Source organism: Nitratidesulfovibrio sp. D1 (genome assembly GCF_051133415.1).
Lineage (GTDB): Bacteria > Desulfobacterota > Desulfovibrionia > Desulfovibrionales > Desulfovibrionaceae > Cupidesulfovibrio.
Genome location: NZ_JBPGNZ010000005.1, coordinates 184,574 through 199,599, shown reverse-complemented (window position 1 = coordinate 199,599; position 15,026 = coordinate 184,574). Strand labels below are relative to the sequence as shown.

At 68.6% G+C, this 15,026-nt stretch carries 12 protein-coding genes; 4 read left to right on the top strand and 8 right to left on the bottom strand.

What is annotated here, in order from left to right; translation table 11 throughout:
• Positions 1–30 precede the first annotated feature (30 nt).
• From ACR4XJ_RS11530 to dnaE, 4 genes are all read right to left on the bottom strand, one after another.
• Positions 31–2,346: a methyl-accepting chemotaxis protein gene (locus ACR4XJ_RS11530; protein WP_434755355.1), complete on the bottom strand. Its 2,316-nt coding sequence runs from the start codon at positions 2,344–2,346 to the stop codon at positions 31–33.
• Positions 2,347–2,523: 177 nt separating this feature from the next.
• Positions 2,524–3,141, bottom strand: coding sequence for a MarC family protein (locus ACR4XJ_RS11525; RefSeq protein WP_434755354.1), 618 nt, complete (start codon positions 3,139–3,141; stop codon positions 2,524–2,526).
• A 69-nt stretch (positions 3,142–3,210) separates the two neighbouring features.
• The gene (gene queD, locus ACR4XJ_RS11520; protein ID WP_434755353.1) at positions 3,211–3,603 is read right to left on the bottom strand and encodes a 6-carboxytetrahydropterin synthase QueD; all 393 of its coding nucleotides are present in this window, start codon (positions 3,601–3,603) and stop codon (positions 3,211–3,213) included.
• Positions 3,604–3,916: 313 nt separating this feature from the next.
• On the bottom strand, positions 3,917–7,432 hold the full coding sequence (gene dnaE / locus ACR4XJ_RS11515; protein ID WP_434755352.1) for a DNA polymerase III subunit alpha: 3,516 nt from the start codon (positions 7,430–7,432) through the stop codon (positions 3,917–3,919).
• Between the two features lie 338 nt (positions 7,433–7,770).
• Between dnaE and ACR4XJ_RS11510 the strand changes: the two genes are divergently transcribed.
• Genes ACR4XJ_RS11510 through ACR4XJ_RS11500 form a run of 3 tightly spaced genes read left to right on the top strand, consistent with a single transcriptional unit; the run spans position 7,771 to position 9,725 of the window.
• Complete coding sequence (locus ACR4XJ_RS11510; protein WP_434755351.1) at positions 7,771–8,106, top strand: hypothetical protein; 336 nt, start codon at positions 7,771–7,773, stop codon at positions 8,104–8,106.
• A gap of 2 nt (positions 8,107–8,108) precedes the next feature.
• On the top strand, positions 8,109–8,978 hold the full coding sequence (locus ACR4XJ_RS11505; protein WP_434755350.1) for an HD domain-containing protein: 870 nt from the start codon (positions 8,109–8,111) through the stop codon (positions 8,976–8,978).
• Between the two features lie 54 nt (positions 8,979–9,032).
• Positions 9,033–9,725 carry a class I SAM-dependent methyltransferase gene (locus ACR4XJ_RS11500; protein ID WP_434755349.1) on the top strand — a complete coding sequence of 231 codons (693 nt, stop codon included), beginning with the start codon at positions 9,033–9,035 and terminating at the stop codon, positions 9,723–9,725.
• A 13-nt stretch (positions 9,726–9,738) separates the two neighbouring features.
• Here ACR4XJ_RS11500 and ACR4XJ_RS11495 read toward each other — a convergent pair whose 3' ends face one another.
• The 3 genes from ACR4XJ_RS11495 to ACR4XJ_RS11485 form a co-directional block, all read right to left on the bottom strand.
• Positions 9,739–10,278 (bottom strand): hypothetical protein, encoded by a 540-nt coding sequence (locus ACR4XJ_RS11495; RefSeq protein ID WP_434755348.1) that lies wholly within the window; start codon positions 10,276–10,278, stop codon positions 9,739–9,741.
• 138 nt (positions 10,279–10,416) lie between these two features.
• Positions 10,417–11,184, bottom strand: coding sequence for an HAD family hydrolase (locus ACR4XJ_RS11490; protein ID WP_434755347.1), 768 nt, complete (start codon positions 11,182–11,184; stop codon positions 10,417–10,419).
• Complete coding sequence (locus ACR4XJ_RS11485; protein ID WP_434755346.1) at positions 11,181–12,362, bottom strand: DUF3179 domain-containing protein; 1,182 nt, start codon at positions 12,360–12,362, stop codon at positions 11,181–11,183. Before ACR4XJ_RS11485 ends, ACR4XJ_RS11490 begins: the two co-directional genes overlap by 4 nt.
• Before the next feature lie 213 nt (positions 12,363–12,575).
• On the opposite strand from ACR4XJ_RS11485, the gene galE reads away from it, so the two are divergent.
• A complete protein-coding gene (gene galE / locus ACR4XJ_RS11480) occupies positions 12,576–13,631 on the top strand; it encodes a UDP-glucose 4-epimerase GalE (RefSeq protein ID WP_434755345.1) in 1,056 nt (351 codons plus the stop codon).
• Between the two features lie 195 nt (positions 13,632–13,826).
• Here galE and lpxB read toward each other — a convergent pair whose 3' ends face one another.
• A complete protein-coding gene (lpxB, locus tag ACR4XJ_RS11475) occupies positions 13,827–15,017 on the bottom strand; it encodes a lipid-A-disaccharide synthase (protein WP_434755344.1) in 1,191 nt (396 codons plus the stop codon).
• Positions 15,018–15,026: the final 9 nt, after the last annotated feature.

Below are 15,026 nucleotides of genomic sequence, written 5' to 3'. Positions count from 1 at the left end.
GATGTTCCGCCGCAAGACCGCCGTCGCCCGCTACGCCCGCATGTCGGTGATGATGTTCTTCAGTTCCACGGCCAGCCGGGCCAGTTCGGTCACGGCCTGCGAGGACTGGCCCATGGCCTCCGCCGTTTCCGAGGCGATGCGGTTGATGTCCTCGGTGCCGCGCCCGATCTCTTCGCTGGCGGCGGACTGCTGCTCGCTGGCCGCCGCGATGGCCCGCACGTTGTCAGAGGTGCGTTCCACCAGGCCCACGATGCTGCGCAGCGAATCGCCGGAAAGATTGGCGGTGCGCGTGCAGTCCACGATGGCGGCGGTGGTGTCCTCGGTGCCCTGGATGTTGGCCCGCGCGCTTTGCTGCACCGAGCGGATGTAGTTGCCCACCTCGTTGGTGGCGGTCATGGTCTTTTCGGCCAGCTTGCGCACCTCGTCGGCCACCACGGCGAAGCCGCGCCCGGCGTCACCGGCGCGGGCCGCCTCAATGGCCGCGTTCAGGGCCAGCAGGTTGGTCTGATCGGCGATGTCGGCGATGACGTTCATGATCTGGCCGATGCCGTCGGCCTGCCTGCCCAGTTCGGTCATGTCGGCCTTGAGGCTTTCGGCCCGCTCGTTGACGGCGTTGATGGTGTCCACCACCGTGCCCACCAGCCGCGCGCCCTCCTGGGCCTGCGACCGGGCGGAATCGGCCAGTTCGGCGGTTTCCGCGGCGTTGCGCGCCACGCTCATGGCGGCGGCGTTCATTTCCTCCACGGCGGCGGCCGCCTCGGCCGTGCGGCCGCGCTGCTCGTCGCTGCCTCGCGCGGACTGCTCGATCTGCGCGGCCAGCTGTTCGGAGGCCGAAGCCAGCATGTTGGCCACCTCGTCGGCCTTCACCGCCGCGCGGGCGATGCGCTCGTTCTGCTCCTCGATGCGGGCGTGCTGGGTCTTGATGTCCGTCTGGTCCGAAACCAGGGCGAACCCGGCGATGAGCGCGCCGTCCAGGTCGTACATGGGCGCGGCGTCCACGCTGGCGAACAGCCTGGCGCCCTTGCGCCCCGCCAGTTCCAGTTGCACGCCGCGATGGGCGCGGCGCTCGGTCATGCAGGTGCCGATGACCGTGGAGTGGTTGTCGTCGGCGTGGAAGATGCGCCCCACCGGCGCGCCCGTGAAGGATTGCGGGTCGCCCTCGATCTGCATGTAGTCGAGGGTGGCGCGGTTGACGAACAGCACCCGCTGGTCCGGCCCGGCCACCACGCAGGGCAGGGTGATGCCGTCCAGCAGCCCCTGGGCGAAGCCCAGCTTGTTCTTGAGTTCGCCCACCATGGTGCGCACGTTGTGGCCCAGGCTGCGGAATTCGTACTTGAAGCCGTCGTGCAGCACGGCCTTCAGGTCGCCGCCCGCCACGGCGCGGGTGTAGGCTTCCATGTCGGCCACGGGGCGGGCCACCAGCCGCCGCACCAGCAGCGAGATCACGCCCGCCAGCACCAGCAGCGCCGCCGCGCCGATGCCCAGCAGGGTGTTGCGCTGGGCGATGGCCGTGCCCGCCAGTTCGTCGGTGTAGGCGCTCATGCACACCAGCCAGCCGGTTGTCGGCTCGGTGGTGACGGTCAGGTACTTGCGTTCGCCCTGCCAGTCGTAGAAGGCGTTGCCGTTCTTCATGGACAGGGCGGTGCGCACGAATTCGTGTTCGGTCAGGTCCTTGAGCATCATCTCCTTGTCGGGGTGGGCGATGATGTGGCCGCTGCCGTCCAGCATGAAGCCGTAGCCGCGCTGGCCGAAGCGCAGCCCGCTGACGAAGACGGAGGTGAAGTTTTCCCAGCGGGGGAAGATGCCCACCCCGCCGATGACCTTGCCGCTCGCGTCACGGATGGCCTTCACCGCCACGAAGATGAACATGTTGCCGCCGCCGGACTTGGCGGTGATGATGGACTTGCCGATGAAGGTGTCCTGCCCGGCCATGACCGCCTTGAAGTAGTCGCGGTCGCCGCGCTTGCCGCCGGTCAGGTCTTCCATGTCGGCATTGATGCCCGCGCGGACGATGCCCTGGTCGTCGAACACGATGACCGACCAGATGTTGCTGTCGCCGCGCACCACGTCCTTCAGCCTGTTCTGGGCGATGGCGGCGTCGCCGGTCAGCGCTTCCAGCACCAGGCGCTGTTTGGAGAGCTGGTTGATGGTGCCGGTGAAGTTCTGCACGTACAGCGAAAGCGCATCGCGCGCGCTGTTTCCGGCCTGCTCCATGGCGTGCTGTTCAAGCTCCAGCGACATGCGGTACGAGGAACTCGTCACGTAGTATATGATGGTGGCGAAGGCCATAATGACGGCCAGCATGACCGAGATGATGAACACCGGAGCGACGCTTTTCGCGTTCATGATTCCTCCCTACGATGCAATATTTCCATCTTGTACAAGATGTAGGCTCATGTCGTGCGGTGTGTCAAGAAATGCGGGTACTACCTGGGATATGGGGGAAAGCAGAAGTGGCGCACTCGTGAGCAGGGTGCGCCACATGCAGGAAGGCGAAAGTACTACGGCGAGTTTGTAATGGCGTTACAATGACGTTACGAACAGCCGTATCCCGTTCTCCAGCATCTGCACCGCCATCAGGATGAGCACAAGGCCCATCAGCCGTTCCATGGCCCGCATGGTGCGTGCCCCCAGCAGGCGCGCGATGTCGGGCGTGAAGGCCATGATGGCGGCGGTGCCCGCCCAGGCCATCATGACCCCCGCCAGCACGTTGACCTGGGCCATCATGCCGCCCTGGGCCTGCCGCGCGAAGACCATCACCGCCGCCAGCAGCGACGGCCCGGCGATGAGCGGCACGGCGATGGGCACGATGAACGGGTCGTGGGCCACGGCTTCGGTGTCTCCCTCCTGCGGGGGAAAGACCATCTTCATGGCGATGATGAACAGGATGAGCCCGCCGGACAGGCGCAGGGTGGACTGTTCTATCTCCAGCATGCCGAGCAGCGCGTCGCCAAGCGCATGGAAGCCCAGGATGATGCCGAGCGCGAACAGCAGTTCGCGCCGCAGGATGGCGCGCTGCCGCGCCTCGCTGTGTTCGCGCAGCATGCCGATGCACATGGCGGCGTTGCCCACCGGGTCCATGATCAGGAACAGCGGCAGGGCGATTTCGAAGGCGGTGCGAAAATCGAAGGCGTCGAACATGGTCGTTTCCGGTTCAGGATATCCGGTGCGCACCGGCAAGCGCACGGGGCGGCGCGCCGTGCCGGGGGGCTATTCCTCGATTTCCATGTAGGTGGCCGACTGGGCGGCCTTTTCCGACACGGTGACGGCGTGCAGCCGCACCCCGTGCGGCCCAAGGCGCGGGGCCAGCTGCTGCCAGATGTGCCGCGCAAGGTTCTCCGACGAGGGGTTCACGGTATCGAACGGGGCCACCTCGTTGAGGTTCTTGTGGTCCAGGGTGTCGAGCACCGCGTTCAGTTCGCGCTTCAGCACCTTGAAGTCCAGCACGATCTCGGTGTCGCCGGTCAGGCGGTCGCCCTCGGCCACCATTTCCACGGCGAAGTTGTGGCCGTGCATGGATTCGCATTTGCCTTCGTAATGGCGCAGCGCGTGCGAGGCGCAGAATTCCGAGCGCACGGTCAGCCGCCAGATGGATTTCTTCACGGTGTGTCTCCTGGGGCAAGCCCCGCAAGGCGGTGAGGCCAGGGAAAACGCAAGGCACGGATTCTTGCAGGGGCTGTTTCTAACTTAGGCATTTCGTTCGGTGGCGAGGAAAACGAGCCTGCCATGAGGGAGTGCGGCAGCCGTTATGCGAGTCTTCGAGCATTACGGATGGCGACCGCAGAGCGTACTCTTCTCGTATTCGACCGAGCCACAGCCGTTGGCGAGTCTTCGAGCCTTACGGATGTGGACAGCAACGCCATGGCAAGCGAAGTTTGACGAAGCCAACGGGCGAAAGGACAATTTAGAACAGCCCCTACTCGGGGCCTTCGGTCCAGTGGGCGATGTCGGTCTCGAACGCCGGGCCGGGCTGCACCATCCACTGCGGACCGAACTGGAGCAGGCATTCGGCCTCGTCCACCACCAGGCGCACGTTGACCGGCACCGGGCCGCGATGCCGTTCCAGGATGGCGCGCAGGGCGGCCAGACTGGCGGGCTCCACGCGGGGCAGGGGCATGTCGATGGTCACGGGCTGGTCGCTGGCGCCGCAGGCGCGGGCCAGCGGCATGACTTTTTCGCCCATCAGCTTGATTTCGCGCGGGGTGTCGTCGTCCTCGTCAGGCATGCCGGACATGCCGTCGCCGCCCCCGCCGCCGTTCCTGCCGCCGTCGTCGTTCTGCTGCTTGCTGATGGTAGCCTCCAGCAGCAGCGGCTGGTCCGATTTCAGCAGTTCGCGGAACTCGGCGTAGGCTTCGGGAAAGAACACGCACTCGCCCGAGGCGGTCAGGTCTTCCACCTGCAGGAAGGCCATGCGCGCGCCCTTCTTGGTCATGTGTTCCTTGATGCCGGTGACCAGCACGGCGGTCTTCAGCGACATGCCGGGGGCCATGTCGCGCGTCTCGTCCAGCGGGGTCAGGCGCAGGCGGAACAGTTCCTTGCGGTAGGGCTGGAGCGGGTGGCTGGTCAGGAAGAAGCCCAGGGCTTCCTTCTCGAAGCGCAGCTTCTGGTCGTCGTCCCATTCCTGGGCCTGCTGCTCTTCGCAGTCGAAGCCGATGCCGGGGCACACGGCGGGCTCTTCCGGCACCATGGTGAACAGCGATACCTGGTTGGATTCCTTGTCCTTCAACCGTTTCTGGGCCTTGCTGACCACGTTGTCCAGGGCGGCCAGCATGCCCGCGCGGGTGCAGCCAAGGCAATCGCACGCACCGCCCTTGATCAGGCTTTCCAGCACGCGCTTGGTCACCTTGCGCAGGTTCACACGCACGCACAGGTCCAGCAGCGATGCGAACACCCCGCCCTGTTCGCGGGCGTCCACGATTTCGCGGATGGCTTCGTCGCCCACGTTCTTGATGCCGCCAAGGCCGAAGACGATGGCCCCCTCGTGCACGGTGAACTCGCGGCGGCTGGCCTGCACGTTGGGTTGCAGGACAGCGATGCCCATGTCCTTGCACGCGGCCACGTATTTCAGCAGCTTGTCCTGGTTGCCCATTTCCGACGTGAGCAGGGCGGCCATGAATTCCGTGGGAAAGTGCACCTTCAGGAACGCGGTGTAGTACGAGATCAGCGCATAGGCGGCGCTGTGCGACTTGTTGAAGCCGTACTCCGCGAACTTTTCCATCAGGTCGAAGATTTCGTCGGCCTTGGCCTTGGGCACGCCGTTCTTCTGCGCGCCCTCCACGAACATGACGCGTTGCTGGGCCATTTCGTCGGCGTTCTTCTTGCCCATGGCGCGGCGCAAGAGGTCCGCGCCGCCCAGGGTGTAGCCCGCCGCGATCTGGGCGATCTGCATCACCTGTTCCTGGTACACGATGACGCCGTAGGTGTCGCGCAGGCAGTCTTCCAACTGGGGCAGCGGATAGGTGACCGGCAGTTCGCCGTGCTTGCGCTTGATGAATTCGTCCACCATGCCCGAGCCCAGCGGGCCGGGCCGGTACAGGGCCAGCATGGCGATGACGTCGTCGAAGCAGGATGGCTTGAGCATGCGCAGGTACTGGCGCATGCCCGAGCTTTCCACCTGGAAGATGCCGTCGGTGTCGCCGCGCGAGTACAGTTCGTAGGTCTCGGCGTCGTCCAGGGCCAGGTTGTCCAGGTCGGGCGGGGTCTTGCCCTGCCGGGCAATCTCGTCCAGCGAATCCTGCACCAGGGTCATGGTGCGCAGGCCCAGGAAGTCGAACTTCACCAGCCCGACCTTCTCGACCATCTTCATGTCGAACTGGGTGACTATTTCACCCTTCTTTCCCCGGTACAGCGGCAGGTATTCCCGCATGGGTTTGTCGGAAACCACCACCCCCGCCGCGTGGGTGGAGGCGTGGCGCGACAGCCCTTCCAGCCGCATGGAAACGTCCAGCAGCTTGCGGATCTGCGGGTCGGTCTTGTACAGCGCGGCCAGGTCCGGCTCGGCGTCGATGGCCTTCTTGACCGTCATCTTTAGGTCTTCGGGCACCAGCTTGGCGATGCGGTCGGTCTCGGCAAAGGTCATGCCCAGGGCGCGGCCCACGTCGCGCACCACGGCCTTGGCCTTCATCTTCCCGAAGGTGGTGATCTGGGCCACCATGTCCTCGCCGTACTTCTCGCCCACGTACCGGATGACTTCGCCGCGGCGGCGTTCGCAGAAGTCCACGTCGATATCCGGCATGGACACGCGCTCGATGTTCAGGAAGCGCTCGAACAGCAGGTTGTACGGAATGGGGTCGAGGTTGGTGATGCGCAGCGACCACGCCACCAGCGAACCGGCGGCGGACCCGCGCCCCGGACCCACGGGAATGCCGTTGTCCTTGGCCCAGTTGATGAAGTCCTGCACGATGAGGAAGTAGCCCGGAAAGTCCATCTGGCCGATGACGTCCAGTTCCAGTTCCAGGCGCTTCCAGTACAGGTCGTGGTCGATGGTGTCGCGGTTGGGGTGGCGTTCCAGGCGGCGCTTCAGCCCTTCGCGCGAGAGGCGGCGGAACTCGTCCTCCAGGGTCATGCCCTCGGGCAGGGCGTACACGGGAAAGACGTACTTGCCGAACTCGAACTTCAGTTCGCACTCGGCGGCGATGCGCCCGGAGTTGGCCACGGCCTCGGGCACGTGGGCGAACGCCTTCGCCATTTCGTCGGGCGACTTGTAGTACAGTTCCTTGGTCTCGAAGCGCATCCGGCGCTCGTCGTCGACCTTGGCCTGGGTCTGGATGCACAGCAGCACGTCGTGGGCTTCCACGTCGCCGGCTTCCAGGTAGTGGCAGTCGTTGGTGGCGACAAGGGGCAGCCCGGTGTGGTGGGCGAGCTCCAGCAGCTTTTCGTTCAGCTCGTCCTGTTCCTTCAGGCCGTTGGACTGCAATTCCAGGTAGTAGTGGCCGGGGTAGATGGACTCGTACTCGCGGGCGATGCGGATGGCGTCGTCCATGGTGCCCCGCAACAGCGCGCGCGGCACCTGCCCGGCAAGGCAGGCGGACAGGGCGGTGATGCCGCCCGAATACTGGCGCAGCAGGTCCATGTCCACGCGCGGCTTGTAGTGGAAGCCGTGCAGGAAGCCGTGGGTCACCAGCTTGACCAGGTTGTGGTAGCCTTCGGTGGTGCGCGCCAGCAGCACCAGATGGTTGCGCACCCGGGCCAGCTCCGAGGTCTTGTCCGTGTGGTCGTGCGCCACGTAGACCTCGCAGCCGATGACCGGCTTTATGCCGAACTGCTTGCAGGTATTGTAGAAGTAGACCGCGCCGTAGAGGTTGCCGTGGTCGGTGATGGCGGCGGCGGGCATGCCGAAGTCCACCGCCTTGGCGCAGAGGTCCTTCAGGCGGATGGCCCCGTCGAGCAGGCTGTATTCGGTATGGCAGTGCAGATGGACGAAATCGGACATGGAGGTTGGGCGTGTTCCCGACAAGGGCGGCGCAGGCCGGGCCGCGTGGGCGCGGTGGCTGACCGTCTGTCTGTTCGCGTGTGAATACGGATGGTTGCCGCGTCCGTTTCAGAGGAAAGGGACGGCGGCGGTGCCGTGACGGGGATGACACACCCTAGCAGAAGGGGGGCACGCCCACAACGCCGGAATGGAGGGACCGGACGTGCGGGCGAGGGAACGGCCGCGCCGCAAGTGGCGGGGATGTGGATGCCGCCGTCGCGGCGCGGCTTGCCCGGCCGGAAGGGAATGCGTACAACCACGGCTGCCGCCGCAGCCAGCGGGCGGCGCAGGAGGTTGGCGTGTTCGACGTGACCATGGCCCATGCGGCCACAGCGGCCACCGCAGCGGCGGACGGCGGGCTGGGGGCGCTGTTTCTGGACAAGGCGGGGCAGTACGTCCTGATCATCGGCTTTTTCGGGGCCATCATCTGGTTCCTGCGCTTTCTGTACGGGCCGAAGGGGATATTCCGCGACCCGACCTGGGACCGCTGGAACGACGAGGCCCGGCGCGAGGAAGCCCGGCGCGTCGAAGAGTTGTCGGCACAGGCCGTCGATACGGACAGAGCGAACGGGGCGGACAGGCCGGACGGGGCGGACGCCGGGGCAACCGCACCTGCCGACGGGGACCGGCGGTGAGCATGGACGCCGCATGCGACATTTCCCGGCACGAGGCGTGGTTCGGCCAGTACGTGAACCGCTTCCTGACCGGCGACGCCGAGCACGACGCGCACATCGAACTCAAGCGCGAGCATTCCCTGCTGGTGCTGGCGGGCGCCCGGACCATCGTGGACGAGGCCGTAGCGGAAGGCGTCATGGACATGGTCAGCGCCCGCGCGGCGCTGCTGGGCGCGCTGTACCACGACATCGGGCGGTTTCCGCAGTACCGGCGCTGGCGCACCTTCAGCGACGCGCGCTCGGCCAACCACGGCCTGCTGGGCGGCCGGGTGCTGAACGAGGAACGCCCCCTGGCCGACGAGTCCCCGGCCGTGCGCCGCCTGGCCGCCTGCGCCGTGGTGTTGCACAACCGTTTCGCCATTCCGGCCGGGGTTTCGCCGCGTGTCCGGCAGGTGACCCGGGTGGTGCGCGACGCCGACAAACTGGACATCTTCCGGGTGCTGGCCGCGCATATGCAGCCCGGCGGCCCCCGCGACGAAGTGGTGGTGCTGCACCTGCCGGAAACGGAAGGGGCCTGGACCCCCGCCGTGCTGGACGCGGTGCGCTCGGGACGCCTTGCCAGCTACGCGGACATGCGCTGCATGAACGATTTCCGCATCCTGCTGTGCGGCTGGAGCTTCGACCTGGGCTTTGCCGCCTCGCGCCGGTTGCTGCGCGAATCCGGCCGGGTGGAGCGGTTGCTGGCGTGGCTCCCTTCGCCGGACGAAGTGCCGGAAATGGCCGAACTGCGCTGCCGGGTGCTGGCCGCCCTGCGCGACGACCGGGACGCGGCGGACTGCCGCCCTGGCATGGCGGCCGATGATCCGGAAACGCCGGAGCCCGTGGCCCCGTAGCTCTACGGGCGGCCCGGCGCGTGTTCCCCTCTCCCCGAACCCTTCGGAACCCCCATGACTGCCGACCCCTACGCCCGCATCGCGGAATGGTACGACCTGCTGCTGAACCCCGTGCTGGACGGGGTGCGCCGGACCGTCGCCCATGTCTGCCGCGCCGAAGGGCTGCTGCGGGTGCTGGACGCCTGCTGCGGCACCGGGCGGCAGTGCGCTGTGCTGCGCGGCGCGGGCGTGGCCTGCGTGGGCGCGGACCTTTCCCCGGCCATGCTGGGCGCGGCGCGGGCCGCCACGTGCGTGGCCCGGCCGTGCGAGAGGGCCGGGGCGCGCGGCGGGAACGGCATTCCCCCGGCGGCGTTCCCCCGGTCTCTTCCCCTGCTGCGCGCCGACGCGCGCGTGCTGCCCTTCGCGGACGGCAGCTTCGACGCGGTGGTGCTGTCGCTGGCCCTGCACGAAATGCCGGAGGCCACCGGCAACGCGGCCCTGGTCGAAGCCCTGCGCGTGGCCCCGCGCGTGCTGTTGGCAGACTATCGCCTGGCGGAGCGCAATCTGGACCTGCCCGCCGCCCTGTTCGTGCACCTGCCGGAACGGCTGGCCGGGGCGGAGCACTACCGCAACTTCCGGGGGTTCATGGCCCGTGGGGGCGTGGAAGGGCTGGCGCACCGGGCCGGGCTGACGGTCATCCGGCGGGAGCGGTTGTTTGGAGGGGCCGGGGCGCTGCTGCTGGCGGAGCGGAACAGCCGGACTGCGTGACGTCAGCCCGTCTTCATTGTTTCGCCGCGCCTTCGCCGGTGGCGGAGGCGGGCACGGCGGCCACCAGGTCCAGCGTCGGCTGGGTCACCCGGCCCTCGGCCAGCAGGCGCTGGCGGGCGTCGGCCACGCGCAGGATGGACAGCGGCGTCGCCAGCAGCGGCACCAGTCCGGAGGTCAGGGCGTCGCGGTAGTAGGCGGTGTCCTCGTGCTTGCCCAGGAATTCGCGCAGGGTGGCGTCGAGGGAGTAGCCCTCTTCGGTGAAGGCGTCGTCGAAGGCGCGGTACATGTCCAAACGCACCCCCTCGCCGGTGAATTTCGGCCCCGTGGCCGTGCCGGTCAGCACGCCCAGCAGACCCTGCACCACTGCTTGCTGCCCGGCGCTGACGGCCTTGTTCTGCACCCGCTCGAACACCGGCTTGGTGCAGCTTTCGCGCGGGGGACAGGCCCGCCCGGCGCAGGCGGCGCACAGGGCGGCAAGGAGCAGCAGCGCAAGGACGGCGGTTTTCGGAAGCGCGGCGCGGGTGGCGGGAATGCCGGAGGACGTGACGGTCATGGCATGGTCTCCTGCGGATCGTTGCGGCCGGGGCCGGATGTTCCATCTTAGGCCGCCCCGCGGGCCAGCGCAACGAGGTGAGGCAAGGTTGCGGATGACGGGGCGCGGCCCGGCAGCACGGCCCGATGGCCGTATCCCCTATTCCTGTCCGCCCGGCTTCGCTGCCGCCAGCCCCGCCCCCGCCAGCCCCAGTCCGGCCATCAGTTCCCGGCAGTCCGCGGCCACCACGTGCGCCCCGGCGTCGCGCAGCGCCCGGGCCGGGCTTTCGCCGCTGGCAACCCCGGCGGTCAGGGTGCCCGCGCGGTGCCCGGTCACGATGTCCATGGGGTGGTCGCCCACCATCAGGGCTTCGCCGGGCGCGCGGCCCAGCACGCCCAGCGCGCGCAGCAGGTGGTCCGGGTCGGGCTTGACGCTGGGCACGTCGTCACGGGTGAGCAGGCAGGGGCACAGCGCGTCCACGTCGGGGAACACGGCCCGCACCGCCTCGGGGCAGTTGCGGGTCACGATGGCCACGGGCACGCCCATGGCGGCCAGCGCGGCCAGCATGGGGCGGGTGAACGGGAACAGGCTGCCCCGCGCGGCGGCCTCCACCTCCACGCGGCGGATGGCGGCGTGGGCGTCGGCGTGCAGGGCTGCGGCGTCGGCGCGGCGGCCGTGGAGTTCCAGCAGGGCCGTCACGTGGCCGATCCACTCCATTACCGGAAGGTCCATTACCGGAAGGTCCATCACCGGCAGGTCCGGCGGGCTTGGGCGCTGCGGCGGCTCCAGATGCGTCCGCATGGCCTCGGCCACGGCGCGGCGCATGACGCCGAAGTCCAGCGTGGGCACGGCCAGGGTGCCGTCGAAGTCGAACACCACGGCGCGCACGGCCACGCCCGCGCAGTGCAGCGAGCCGGGCGCGCTCATTGGAACGGGGCCAGCCCCGGCATGTCCAGCCGGGGCTTGGGCGGCGCGGGCCACGCATCCGCGCCCGGCACGATGATGGTGGCGGGGTGGAAGGCGGACCAGGCGAACCACATGGCGTTCACGGCCACCACCTCGTTCAGCACCGCGCCTTTCATGGGGCCGGACTCGGCCTTGCCGTCCATGGACCATTCGCTGCCGCTTTCGGCGTCCACCAGGCGGTTGGGGCTGCCCTTCCTGAACGCGAAGGTGGCGGGCTTGCCCCACACCATGCGGTCGTACACCCGGATCACGTCCAGCCGCCGGTCCACCACGGCCAGCAGCGGGGTGGGCCCCTGCTCGATGTTGGCGATGCCGTCCTTGCGCACGGCGGCGGTGTCGATGGCCACCTGCTGGCCCTGCATGTCCACGCCGAGGATGCGCGTCTTGGGCTTCATGCGGCGGTCCGGCCTGGGCACGGGGTGCAGGATGCGCTCGTCCTCGTAGTAGGTGCCGGGCAGCAGGTACGAGCCGTAGGGGTCCTTGCCGTACGAGCGGCGGATGCCGGTGGGGGTGGCCAGCACCCTGGCGTCGGGCAGGGCGGCGCGCGCCATGCCCCAGGTGGTCCACCACGCGGGGACGCGTTGCAGCACCTTGCCGCGCAGGGGGCCGTCGATGGAAATGCCCAGCAGCTGCGACCACAGGCTGCCGGTGGCCCTGTCGAACAGCACGGTGTTGTTGTGCAGCAGGCGGCCGTCCACGCCGAAGGTGGTCATGAACTTTCCGGCCTGCCCCCTGTAGGCGGCCACCACCCCGGTCAGCGGGCTGTAGGTGATGCAGTAGGTGGCGTCGCCCACCACCTCGTTGACCGCCTCGTGCCAGACCATGATGCGCTGGGGGTAGATGCGCGGGCCGTCGGGCAGGTTCACCACGAAGACCGGTTCCGGGTCTTCCAGGTTGAGGGCCGCGCTGATGGTGGTGGTGTATTCCGGACGGTACAGGGCGGGGATGGCGTCGGGCTTGACCCCGGTTTCCAGCAACTGGCCGGCCAGTTGTTTCAGGTCGTCGTCGGTGCGCGGACCGGCCGTGGCCGGGGCGGACGCCGACAGGAACAGCAGCGCCGCCAGGCAGGCCAGGGCAAGCCCGGCCAGCGCGCGGCATGGCGGAAAGATGGCGCCGTGTGGTTGCATCCGTTGCCGCATGTGTTAGGTTCTCCTTGGCTGACGGCATGTTGCGCGGGCGTTGCGCCCCCGGCATGCGTCGCGTGCGCGCCGCCTTTCCGGCATGTTCCGGCATGTTCCGCGCGCGTGGCCGGTGCGTCGGCATCGGGACAAGAATAGAGAAAACGGCGGCATGGGGCAAGGATGCCCCGTTCCGGCCACGGAGCCGCCTTCCGGGGCGCTCCAGGAGGACCCATGGGCGAAACACCCATCTGCAACGTGCTGGTCTGCGGCGGTGCGGGCTACATCGGCTCGCACATGGTGCGGGCGCTGGTGGCGCGCGGCTGCACGCCCGTGATCTTCGACAACCTTTCCACCGGCCACGCCGACGCCGTGGACGCCGCCGCCCCGGACTGCGACCTGGTGCGCGGCGACCTGTTGGACCTCCAGGCCCTGCGCCGGGTGTTCGCGGAACACAGCTTCGACGCGGTGATGCATTTCTCGGCCCGCAGCCTGGTGGGCGAATCGGTGCGCGACCCCGCGCCGTACTACGCCAACAACGTCGCCGGCACCCTGAACCTGCTGGACGCCATGCGCGAGGCGGGCGTGCTGCGGCTGGTGTTCTCGTCCACGGCGGCGGTGTACGGCACCCCGGTCACCGAGCGCATCGCCGAGACGCATCCGCTGGCCCCGGTGAACCCCTACGGCGCGTCCAAGCTGATGGTGGAACGCATGCTGGCCGACCACGCCACGGCCTACGGGCTGCGCTCGGTGGCGCTGCGCTATTTCAACGCCGCCGGGGCGGACCGGGCGGGCGGTATCGGCGAATCGCATTCGCCGGAAACGCACCTCATCCCCAACATCCTGCGCGCGGTGCTGGGCACCGGCCCGGCGCTCACCGTGTTCGGGGCCGACTACGACACCCCGGACGGCACCTGCGTGCGCGACTACATCCACGTCAACGACCTGTGCGACGCCCACCTGGCCGCGCTGGACAGGCTGCTGGCGTCCCCGGCGGGCGCGGCGGCCCTGAAGGACGGGCTGACGGCGGAACCAGGTGAGAAGGTCGCGCTGCACTGCAACCTGGGCAACGGGCAGGGGTTCACCGTGCGGCAGGTCATTGACGCGGCGGCACGGGTGACCGGGCGCGAGGTGCCCTTCACCGTGGGGCCGCGCCGCGAAGGCGACCCGGCCCGGCTGGTGGCCGACAGCACGCTGGCGGGCCGGGAACTGGGCTGGACCCCCAGGGTCACCGACATCCGCGAGATCATCGAGACCGCCTGGGCCTGGCACCGCAACCAGAAGTACTGAGTAACGTTTCGGACGGGGATTGTTCCCGTGGGCGGACGCGCGGATAGCCCCAATTGAAAAGTTTTGGGGAAGGAGGGAGGGGGGCCGGGGGAGGGAGGAAGGGACTTTTTCGCTCTGCGGTCGCCATCCGTAAGGTTCGCAAGCTCACCTAACGGCTGCCGCAAAAGTCCCTTCCTCCCTCCCCCGGTTCTGTTTCTACTCCATTTCATCCAGAATGATCTTCGCGGCGGCGTCGGCCGCGCCGGGGGGGCCGCAACGGCGGCGCAGGTCGGCCAGGTCGGCGCGCACGCGGTCCAGTTCGCCGGGCGTGTCCAGCCAGCGGGCGGCATGGCGGGCCAGCACCGCGCCGTCGGCGTTCTCCTGCAACAGTTCGGGGAACACCTCGCGGTTCAGGACAAGGTTGGGCAGGCTGACCCACCTGACCTTCACCAGCCGCTTGCCCAGCCAGTAGGAGAAGGGCGACACCCGGTAGGCCACCAGCGTGGGCACGCCCAGCAGGGCCGTTTCCAGCGTGGCCGTGCCCGAGGCGGCCAGCAGCAGCTGGCAGGTGCGCAGGATGGCGTAGCGGTCGTCCGGCGGTTCGACGGTCAGGGGCACGTCGGCGGGCCACAAGGCGCGCAGGGCGTCCTCGGTGACGTTGGGGGCGCGCACGCAGTGGAAGGACAGGCCGGGGTGGCCTTGCAGCAGCAGCCGGGCGGCCTTGCCGTATTCCGGCAGCAGCGCCTCGATCTCCTTGCGGCGGCTGCCGGGCATCAGGCCGATGCGGCCGGGCAGCGGGGCGATGGCGTCCAGCCGTTGCCAGTCCATCATGTCCAGCAGCGGGTTGCCCACGTAGTCCACGTGCATGCCGTGGCGGCGGTAGAATTCCACCTCGAAGGGCAGGATGCAGATCATCCGGCGGATGTGGCGGCGGATGAACTCCACCCGCCCGGTGCGCCACGCCCATATCTTGGGGCTGATGTAGTAGTGCACCGGAATGCCCAGTGCGTGGGCGGCCCTGGCGATGCGGAAGTTGAATTCCGGCGCGTCGATGAGCACCACCGCGTCGGGCCTGCGCGCGGCAAGTTCGGCCTTGATGCGGCGCAGCATGCCGAGGATGCGCGGCAGGTAGCCGAGCACCTCGGTGATGCCCATCACCGACAGGTCTTCCACGCGCAGGATGGCGTCCTGCCCGGCCGCGCGCAGGTGCGGGCCGCCCATGCCGATGCAGCGCAGGGACGGGTCGCGGCGGCGCAGGGCTTCCAGCAGGCGGCCGCCGTGCATGTCGCCGGACAGTTCGCCCGCGTTGATCCACACGGTGCGCGGCGCGGCGTCGGCCGGGTGGACGTCGGGCGTGATGGCGTGGGGCGTGATGGCGTCGGGCCGGTGGGCAGCGGGCGTGGACATGGCCTGCGG